Annotated in this window: 7 protein-coding genes and 1 pseudogene; 6 read left to right on the top strand and 2 right to left on the bottom strand. The window is 65.8% G+C overall.

Annotated elements, in window-relative coordinates; genetic code table 11:
* Window positions 1-927 (top strand): acetolactate synthase large subunit (locus VIR09_RS30240; RefSeq protein WP_332016226.1); only part of this gene is annotated, 927 nt, incomplete at its 5' end.
* 14 nt (window positions 928-941) lie between these two features.
* Here VIR09_RS30240 and VIR09_RS30235 read toward each other — a convergent pair.
* Window positions 942-1,898, bottom strand: coding sequence for a LysR family transcriptional regulator (locus VIR09_RS30235; protein WP_332016225.1), 957 nt, complete (start codon window positions 1,896-1,898; stop codon window positions 942-944).
* A 108-nt stretch (window positions 1,899-2,006) separates the two neighbouring features.
* Between VIR09_RS30235 and VIR09_RS30230 the strand changes: the two genes are divergently transcribed.
* The 5 genes from VIR09_RS30230 to VIR09_RS30210 are packed head-to-tail and all read left to right on the top strand — an operon-like array spanning window position 2,007 to window position 7,504.
* The gene (locus VIR09_RS30230) at window positions 2,007-3,128 is read left to right on the top strand and encodes an ABC transporter substrate-binding protein (protein WP_332016224.1); all 1,122 of its coding nucleotides are present in this window, start codon (window positions 2,007-2,009) and stop codon (window positions 3,126-3,128) included.
* A 9-nt stretch (window positions 3,129-3,137) separates the two neighbouring features.
* On the top strand, window positions 3,138-4,772 hold the full coding sequence (locus tag VIR09_RS30225; RefSeq protein ID WP_332016223.1) for an amidohydrolase: 1,635 nt from the start codon (window positions 3,138-3,140) through the stop codon (window positions 4,770-4,772).
* 4 nt (window positions 4,773-4,776) lie between these two features.
* Window positions 4,777-5,604 (top strand): ABC transporter permease, encoded by an 828-nt coding sequence (locus VIR09_RS30220; protein WP_332016222.1) that lies wholly within the window; start codon window positions 4,777-4,779, stop codon window positions 5,602-5,604.
* Window positions 5,601-6,404: an ABC transporter permease gene (locus VIR09_RS30215; protein WP_332016221.1), complete on the top strand. Its 804-nt coding sequence runs from the start codon at window positions 5,601-5,603 to the stop codon at window positions 6,402-6,404. The genes VIR09_RS30220 and VIR09_RS30215 overlap by 4 nt, the downstream gene beginning before the upstream one ends.
* Window positions 6,401-7,504 (top strand): ABC transporter ATP-binding protein, encoded by a 1,104-nt coding sequence (locus VIR09_RS30210; RefSeq protein ID WP_332016220.1) that lies wholly within the window; start codon window positions 6,401-6,403, stop codon window positions 7,502-7,504. The genes VIR09_RS30215 and VIR09_RS30210 overlap by 4 nt, the downstream gene beginning before the upstream one ends.
* Window position 7,505: 1 nt before the next feature.
* Here VIR09_RS30210 and VIR09_RS30205 read toward each other — a convergent pair.
* Window positions 7,506-7,754: pseudogene (locus VIR09_RS30205) on the bottom strand (ABC transporter ATP-binding protein); the annotation flags it as partial.

Genomic DNA, 7,754 nt, shown 5'->3' with positions numbered 1-7,754 from the left:
CTGCGCGAGCGTGCGCTGAACGCCGCCGGCCGCATCGCGCGCGCCACCGGCGTGCGGCTGGTGTCGGAAACCTCGAACCGTCGCATCGAGCGCGGCGGGTCGCGCACGCCGGTGGACCGCCTGCCGTATCCGATCGACCTGGCAGTGGCCAAGCTGAAGGATGTGCGCCATCTGGTGCTGGTGGGCGCGAAGGCGCCGGTCGGCTTCTTTGCCTATCCGGGCAAGCCCAGCCTGCTGGCGCCGCCCGACTGCAAGCAGGTGGTGCTGGGTACGCCGGAGCAGGATCTGGCGCGTGCGCTGGAATGGCTGGCCGACGAGCTGGGCATCGCCCGCGACGCGCCGCGCCTGGCTGCGGCTCCGGCCAACTACGAGGTGCCGCAGTCCGGCAAGCTGACTGGCGCCGCCGTCAACGTGTTGGTCGCGCACCATCTGCCGGAGCAGGCCATCGTCTGCGACGAGTCCATCACCCAAGGCCGCGAATTCCCCATCTACAGCGCCAGCAGCGCGCCGCACGACTGGCTGATGCTGACCGGCGGCGCCATCGGTATCGGCTTGCCCATGGCGACCGGCGCCGCGGTCGCCTGCCCGGACCGCAAGGTCATCACCTTGCAAGCCGACGGCAGCGGCATGTACACCTTGCAGGCGCTGTGGACGCAGGCGCGCGAAAACCTCGACTGCCTGACGGTGATCCTGGCCAACCGTTCCTACGCCACGCTGCACGGCGAGATGAAGAACGTGGGCGTGCAGGAACCGGGCCGCAACGCCCGCCGCATGCTGGACTTGCAGGAGCCGCACCTGGAGTGGACGCATCTGGCGCGCGGCATGGGCGTGGAAGCGGTCAGCGTGGATACGGTGGAAGGATTCGCGCGCGCGCTGCAGGAAGGCCTGAAGCGCCGCGGCCCGTTCCTAATTGAAGCGGTGATCTGAGAGGCCCGCGCGCCTCAGTCCAGGAAATAGCCGGGCTGGGGCGCAGCGATGACGGCGCGGTATTCGTCGAGCAGCAGTTCGGCGTGCCGCGTCAGCGGCCGTATGCGCGAGCGCACGATGCGCGAGTGGATCAGCAGGCTGGGGCGGAAAGGCCTGACCACGAATTGGTCTTCGGGAAAAGGCACGATGGCGGCGGGCTCGACCAGGCCCACGCCCACGCCCGCGCGTATCAGCGCCAGCAGCGCGGCCGAGGAAGTCACCTCGACCGAAACCGGCATGTGCAGGCCCGCCTCGGAGAACGCGATCTCGAGGAAACTCCCGAAATTCGTTTGCGGGCCGTATGACAGGAAGGTCTCGGATTTCAGATCCTGTGCCGTGACATGATCCAGGCTGGCGTAGCGGTGGCCGCGAGCGGCGACGCAGACCAGGTGCTGCGGGCCGAGATCTTCGTTATGCGTGTCGGGCGAGGCGGTGATGTCATGCACCAGGCCGAAATCCGCTTGCCCGTTCAGCACGCGGTCGACGACAGGCTGGTTGGCCAGGATTTCCAACGTGACGGTGATGCCCGGGTGGCGTTCGCGCAAGTGTTTGACCGCTTGCGGAATGAAGGTCGCTGCCTGCGTGGGGATGGCGGCTACGGTGACGTTACCGTGGTCCGGATTGGCGAGACTGCCGATCAGGCGCTGCACCACGCCATAGGATCCGTAGAGATGTTCCACGCTTTCCTGCAGCCGCAGCGCTTGCGGCGTCGGCACCAGGCGCTGATGCGCGCGTTCGAAGAGCAGCAGGCCCGTGTCGTCCTCAAGTTGGCGCAGCATCTTGCTGGCTGCGGATTGCGTCATGCCCAACAGCTTCGCCGCGCGCGACACGGAGCCTGAAATCATGATGGCGTTGAACACCCCCAACTGCGCGAAGCTGGGTTCGCGCGGTTCGTGGGATCTGGCCAGTCCGAGATGCGAGCGAGGGCTCATGAGCAAGAGGGCCTAGGGGAAGTACGGATAGGTGCAAAGCTCATATATTGCATGAAAGAAATGGCGCCGTCATCATGCCCGCTCCCCATCCCCAACAGGAACAAGCCGATGAAGACGCCTACGCAAGACCCTTGCCTGACCGATGCGGCGCGCCTTGCGCTGAGCGATCCCTCATTGAGTTCCGCGCGTCGCCGCCAGTTGCTGGCCTTGCTGGGCGCGGCAGGCGTGTCTGCCATGTTGCCGCTGGGCCGCGCGCGCGCCGGTGCGGGCAAGATCGTCGTCTGCAATTGGGGCGGGGACGCCATCAAGCACCAGCCCACCGTATGGGGAAAGCCCTTTGAAAAGGCGAGCGGAACCAAGGTCGAATTCGATGGAACCGGCCCCTCGTTCGGCAAGATCCGCACCATGGTGGAATCGAAGAACGTGGTGTGGGACGTGTGCGATGCCAATCTTGCCGCCGCGCATTCGCTGGGCAAGCGCGGCTATCTGGAACCCATCGACTACACGGTCGTGGACCGCAACAAGGTGCGGCCTGGCTTCAGCAGCGAGTATGGGATCTCGCATTTCATCTACAGCTTTGTGCTGGCGTATGACAAGAAGGCCTTCGGCGATCGCGTGCCCAGGACCTGGGCCGATTTCTGGAACACGAAGGACTTCCCTGGAACGCGCATCCTGCCGGATCGCGTGCTGGCCTCGCTCGAAGCCGCGCTGATGGCCGATGGCGTGCCCGCGGATGCGGCCAAGATCTATCCCATTGACGAGAAGCGCGCGCTGGACAAGATTGCGGCGATCAAGGAGCACGCGATCTTCTGGAAGACAGGCGCGGAGAGCCAGCAGCTGCTGCGGCAGGGCGAGGCCAGCATGGGACTGGTGTGGCATACGCGCGCGACCGTGATGCGGCGGGAGCCGGGCTCTACCATCGATTTCACTTGGAACCAGGGCGTCCTGATTCCCGCTGGCTGGCTGGTGCCCAAGGGCAACCCGGCCGGGCGCAAGGTGTTCGACTTCATCGCCTCGACGCAATCGCCGGAAAGCCAGATCGAGTTGTTGCGGCTGATGGGCAACGGGCCCGCCAACCCTGCGGCCAACGCGCTGGTGCCGCCGGAACTGCGCAAGGACAACCCCACTGACGACGACAATTTCCGTCTGCAGATCGTGGCGGATGCGACCTGGCACGGCGAGAACCAGGACCGCATCTACAACGAATACGTCAAAGTCATCACGGGCTGAGCCGCCAGCATGAACGCATACGCGGATATGGTGTTGCATGGCGGCCGCATCGCCACGCTGGATGGATCCCTGGGCATCGTGCAGGCGCTGGCGATACGGGGCGGGTACGTGATCGGCGCCGGCACGGACGCGGATTGCCTGGCGTTGGCCGGACCCGGCACGTCGAGCATAGACCTGGGTGGCGCCTTTGCCATGCCAGGAATCAACGACAGCCATTGCCACCCTGACGGGCAAGCGGTCAAGGCGGGGCGGTGGGACGATCTTTGCGGCATCGCTACGCTGCCGGCGCTGCTCCAGCGCGTCGCGGCGTTTCATCGCCAGACGCCTGCCGGCGCCTGGTATCTGGGCTTTCGCCTGGACGAGCACGATATCGGCGGCTATCCCTCGCGCGCGGCGCTGGACGCGGCGGCGCCGGGGCGGCCGGTGTTCCTGTTGCGGCGGGATGCGCAGGTCGGCGTGGCCAGCAGGGCCGCATTCGAAGGATTGGTGGCCAGCGGCCTGTCGCGTACGGTTCCGGAGCATTGCCTGAATGCGGCCGAGGGCATGGCGCGTGGCCGAGGGGTATTCGCGTTCACCACGCATATCGCGGCGGGCGACGAGGTGGAGGACTATCTCTCGGGCTATCCCGCGATCTTCGGCGAGATGGCGAGGCTGGGCATCACCAGTGTGCACAATGCGCTGACCAGCGCCTTGGCGATGCAGGCTTATCGGTATCTGCACGCGACGGGACGCTTGCCCGTGCGCGTGGGCATGATGTTGAACGGACGCGACGAAGCCCTGGTGGAGGACGTGCTGGGATCAGGCGTGCGCTTCGGCTTTGGCGACGACTACCTGCGCCTGCTGGGTGTCGAGTATGGATCGGACGGCAGCACCAGCGGCCGCACGGCGGCCTACTACCAACCCTATGCCGTGCAGGACGTCGCGGCTGGCTCGCCAGAATTCGGCGACGTGAATTTCTCGGCCGAGGAACTTGCATTCAAGGTGGAGCGGGTCATGGGCGCGGGCCTGCAGGCGGCCGCCACCGGCAACGGCGATCGCGGCATCGACTTTGCGTTGGATGCGTTCGAACAGGCGCTCGCGCGGTATCCTGGCGCGGTGCCGCCGCGCATCGAGCATTGCTGCTGCGCGCCGCCCGCCATCCAGAAACGCATGGCGAGGCTGGGCGTGATCGACTCGTCCGCCGCGGGCTTCGCCTACAACCTGGGCGACGCCTACCTGCGCAACCGGCCTGCATCCGACTGGCCATGGCTATGGCCGCATCGCGACATGCTGGATCGGGGCGTGCTGGTTTGCGGGCATTCCGATGCCCCCGTGTGCGATCGCAATCCCTTCCTGGGCATGTGGTCCATGGTGACGCGCAAGACGGCCTCGGGGGCAGAAATAGGCGCGGCCCAGGCGATCTCGGTGGACGAGGCCATGCGCTGCTATACCGTCAATCCCGCGCTGGCCGAAGGCCAGGCGGCAAGCAAGGGCACGCTGGCGCCCGGCAAGCTGGCCGACCTGATCGTGCTGGACCGCGACCTGTACCGCATTCCGGCGGACCAGATCCGCGACACCGCGGTGCGCGCCACGCTGGTGGGCGGACGCACCGTGTTCCGTTCGCCGCTCGCGTCATGGGCGGATCAATTGCCCGAGGAGGACTGACCCCATGCAGCGCTCGCTTCCCGCAGTGCTGGTCCTGCCCGTGGTGTTGCTGGTCGGAGGCTTGTTCCTGCTGCCGGTCCTGCGCATCCTGGCGATCAGCTTCACCGAGCCCGTCGCGGGCATCGGCAATTATGTGGCGCTGTTCACAGAACCGCTCTATCTGAAGATCATGGCCACCACGGCCAGGGTATGCATCTGGACCACGGTCATTGCCCTGACGCTGGGCTATGTGGTGGCCTATGTCATGGCCAACGTGCCTGAGCAGGTGCGAAGCTGGATGACGATATGCCTGTTGGTGCCGTTCTGGTTGTCGGTGCTGGTGCGGGCGTTTGCCTGGGTTCTGTTGTTGTCGAAGGAGGGCGTGGTCAATGCGACGCTGATGGCGCTGGGAGTGGTCGACCGGCCGCTGGCGCTGTTGCGCAACGAGACCGGCGTGCTGATCGGCATGGTGCACTACATGATTCCCTACGCGGTGTTGCCGATGCTGACCAACATGCTGGGCATGGACCGGTCGTTGATGGCGGCCTCGCGCGCGCTGGGAGCCGGACCGGTGCAGACCTTCCTGCGCGTGTACCTGCCGCTGTCCCTGCCGGGCGTGTTGGCAGCGGCGGTGCTGGTCTTCATCTTCTGCCTGGGGTTCTTCATCACGCCGGCCCTGCTGGGCGGAGGAAAGACCGTGATGGTGGCCCAGTACATCGAGTTCGGCATCAGCGAAACCATGAACTGGGGGATCTCGACCGCATTCGCCAGCGCCTTGCTGGTCACCGTGGTGCTGAGCTTGATTCTGATGTCGCGCTGTGTGCGCGTTCCTTCCCTGTTCGGTGCGCCATGAGCATACGTCCTTCATGGTGGTTCGCGGCGGCGGCCTTGGGCGCGGCACTGGTGCTAGCCTATCTGTTTTTGCCGGCGCTGGTGGTCATTCCCGTTTCGTTTACCGACCGCAGCTATCTGTCGTTTCCGGCGGAATCCTGGTCCCTGCAACATTACAGGCAACTGCTGGAAAGCCCGGTCTGGCGCGATAGCTTGCTGCAGAGCGTCGCGGTCTCGGCGGTCTCCACGCTGGCCGCCACCGCGCTGGGTTGCGCGGCCGCCATTGGTGCATGGAAGCTGGGTGCGCGCATGGGGGGCCTGGTTCGCATGCTTGCCTTGCTGCCGCTGATCGTGCCCACCATTGTGGGCGCGCTGGCGTACTACCGCTTGTACATCGACCTGGGCTTGCTGGATACCTACACCGGCGTGGTGCTGGCGCATATCGTGGCTGCCACGCCCTTCGTGTTCGTGTCGGTGGGATCGGCCCTGGCCAATTTCGATCCGCGCCTGGAGCAGGCGGCCCGTTCCATGGGTGCGCGGCCCCTGCAAGTCCTGCGGCGCGTGACGCTGCCCGGCATCCGGCCCGGCATCGTCTCGGGCGCGATCTTCGCGTTCATCGTGTCCTGGGACGAACTGGTCGTGCTGCTCTTCATCACCACGCGCAACGTCTATCTGTTGCCACGCGCGATGTGGGATGGAATCAACGAGAACGTCGATCCGACCATAGCGGCCGTGGCCACTCTGATGATCTTGATCACCTTCATTTGCCTGTGCGTCGAGCGCTTGCTCGCGCACCGGAAAGGAAAGCGGGAATCCCCATGAATCGATCTCTTTCTTCATCTGAACCCTTGCTGCGCGTGCAGGGGCTGCGCAAACTGTTCGGCGCCACGGTAGCGCTGGATGGCGTCGATTTTTCGCTGGCTCCGGGTGAATTCCTCACGTTGCTGGGCCCGTCGGGATCCGGCAAGACGACGACCCTGATGTCGATCGCTGGCTTTGTCGCGCCAAGCGCGGGCGAGATCTTCCACAGGGGCGAACCGATCACGCGGCGTCAGCCCGAGGAGCGGGGCTTCGGCATGGTGTTCCAGGGATATGCGCTGTTTCCCCACATGACGGTGGAACAGAATGTGAAGTTCCCCTTGTCGATACGCGGAGTATCCGCGGCCGAGGCGCGCAGCCGCGCCCGCGCCGCGCTGGAGCAGGTGCAGCTCGGCGCCTACGCGGCAAGATATCCCCGGCAGCTTTCGGGCGGGCAGCAGCAGCGCGTGGCGCTGGCGCGCGCGCTGGTATACCGGCCCGACGCGCTGCTGCTGGACGAACCGCTATCCGCCCTGGACAAGAAGCTGCGCGCGGATCTGCAATGGGAACTGCGCAAGTTGAACAAGGAGTCCGGCGCCTCGTTCCTGTACGTGACGCACGACCAGGAGGAGGCCTTGTCCATGTCGGACCGTATTGTGATCTTCAACCAGGGCCGCATCGCGCAGATCGGTTCGCCTGCGGAGCTCTATGAGCGGCCGGCGAACTTGTTCGTGGCGGAGTTCCTGGGCCGCAGCAATGTGCTGGAAGGCACGGTGCGGTCCGTGGACCAGGACGGCGTGGCGGTGGACTACGAGGGGGGAACGCTACAGGCGGGTGTCGTCAGCCGCGTGCACGCCGCCGGGGACAGTGTGCGTCTGGTGGTACGGCCACACAAGTTGCGCCTGGCGCCTGCGGGACATCCTGGCTTGCAGGCCAGGGTCGAAGCGCTCAGCTATGCGGGCAACCTGCTCAACTACCTGTTGCGCACTCCTCGCGGCACGCCGCTGTATCTGGAGCTGGTCGCCGGTGCGCCTGGTCTTCCGGCCTTGCATCCAGGGGCCGACGTAAGCGTGGTGCTGGAAGCGGCGGCCGTCACGGTACTGGACGCTGTGGAGCCTGCCTGATCTATACCCCCAGATAGCGCGTCAACTGTTCCGGTTGCCGGGCCAGCGACGCGCTGTCTCCGTCCTGCACGATCTGGCCTTTTTCCATCACCAGGCAGCGGTCGGTATGTTCCAGCACCGCGCGGTAGTTGCGGTCCACGATCAGGGTGGACATGCCGCTGGCGCGGATCTGCCGGATGATCTTCCAGATCTCGGCCACGATCAGCGGCGCCAGGCCCTCGGTGGCCTCGTCCAGGATCAGCAGTTCGGG

Source organism: Achromobacter sp. (assembly GCF_036567245.1).
Taxonomy (GTDB): domain Bacteria; phylum Pseudomonadota; class Gammaproteobacteria; order Burkholderiales; family Burkholderiaceae_B; genus Achromobacter.
The sequence above is the reverse complement of the archived record's forward strand: the minus strand, read 5'-3'. Positions and strand labels throughout refer to the sequence as shown.

Coding starts and splice junctions, on each gene's coding strand:
- VIR09_RS30235 (WP_332016225.1), bottom strand. CDS start 1,898: ATGAGCCCTCGCTCGCATCTCGGACTGGCCAGATCCCACGAACCGCGC.
- VIR09_RS30230 (WP_332016224.1), top strand. CDS start 2,007: ATGAAGACGCCTACGCAAGACCCTTGCCTGACCGATGCGGCGCGCCTT.
- VIR09_RS30225 (WP_332016223.1), top strand. CDS start 3,138: ATGAACGCATACGCGGATATGGTGTTGCATGGCGGCCGCATCGCCACG.
- VIR09_RS30220 (WP_332016222.1), top strand. CDS start 4,777: ATGCAGCGCTCGCTTCCCGCAGTGCTGGTCCTGCCCGTGGTGTTGCTG.
- VIR09_RS30215 (WP_332016221.1), top strand. CDS start 5,601: ATGAGCATACGTCCTTCATGGTGGTTCGCGGCGGCGGCCTTGGGCGCG.
- VIR09_RS30210 (WP_332016220.1), top strand. CDS start 6,401: ATGAATCGATCTCTTTCTTCATCTGAACCCTTGCTGCGCGTGCAGGGG.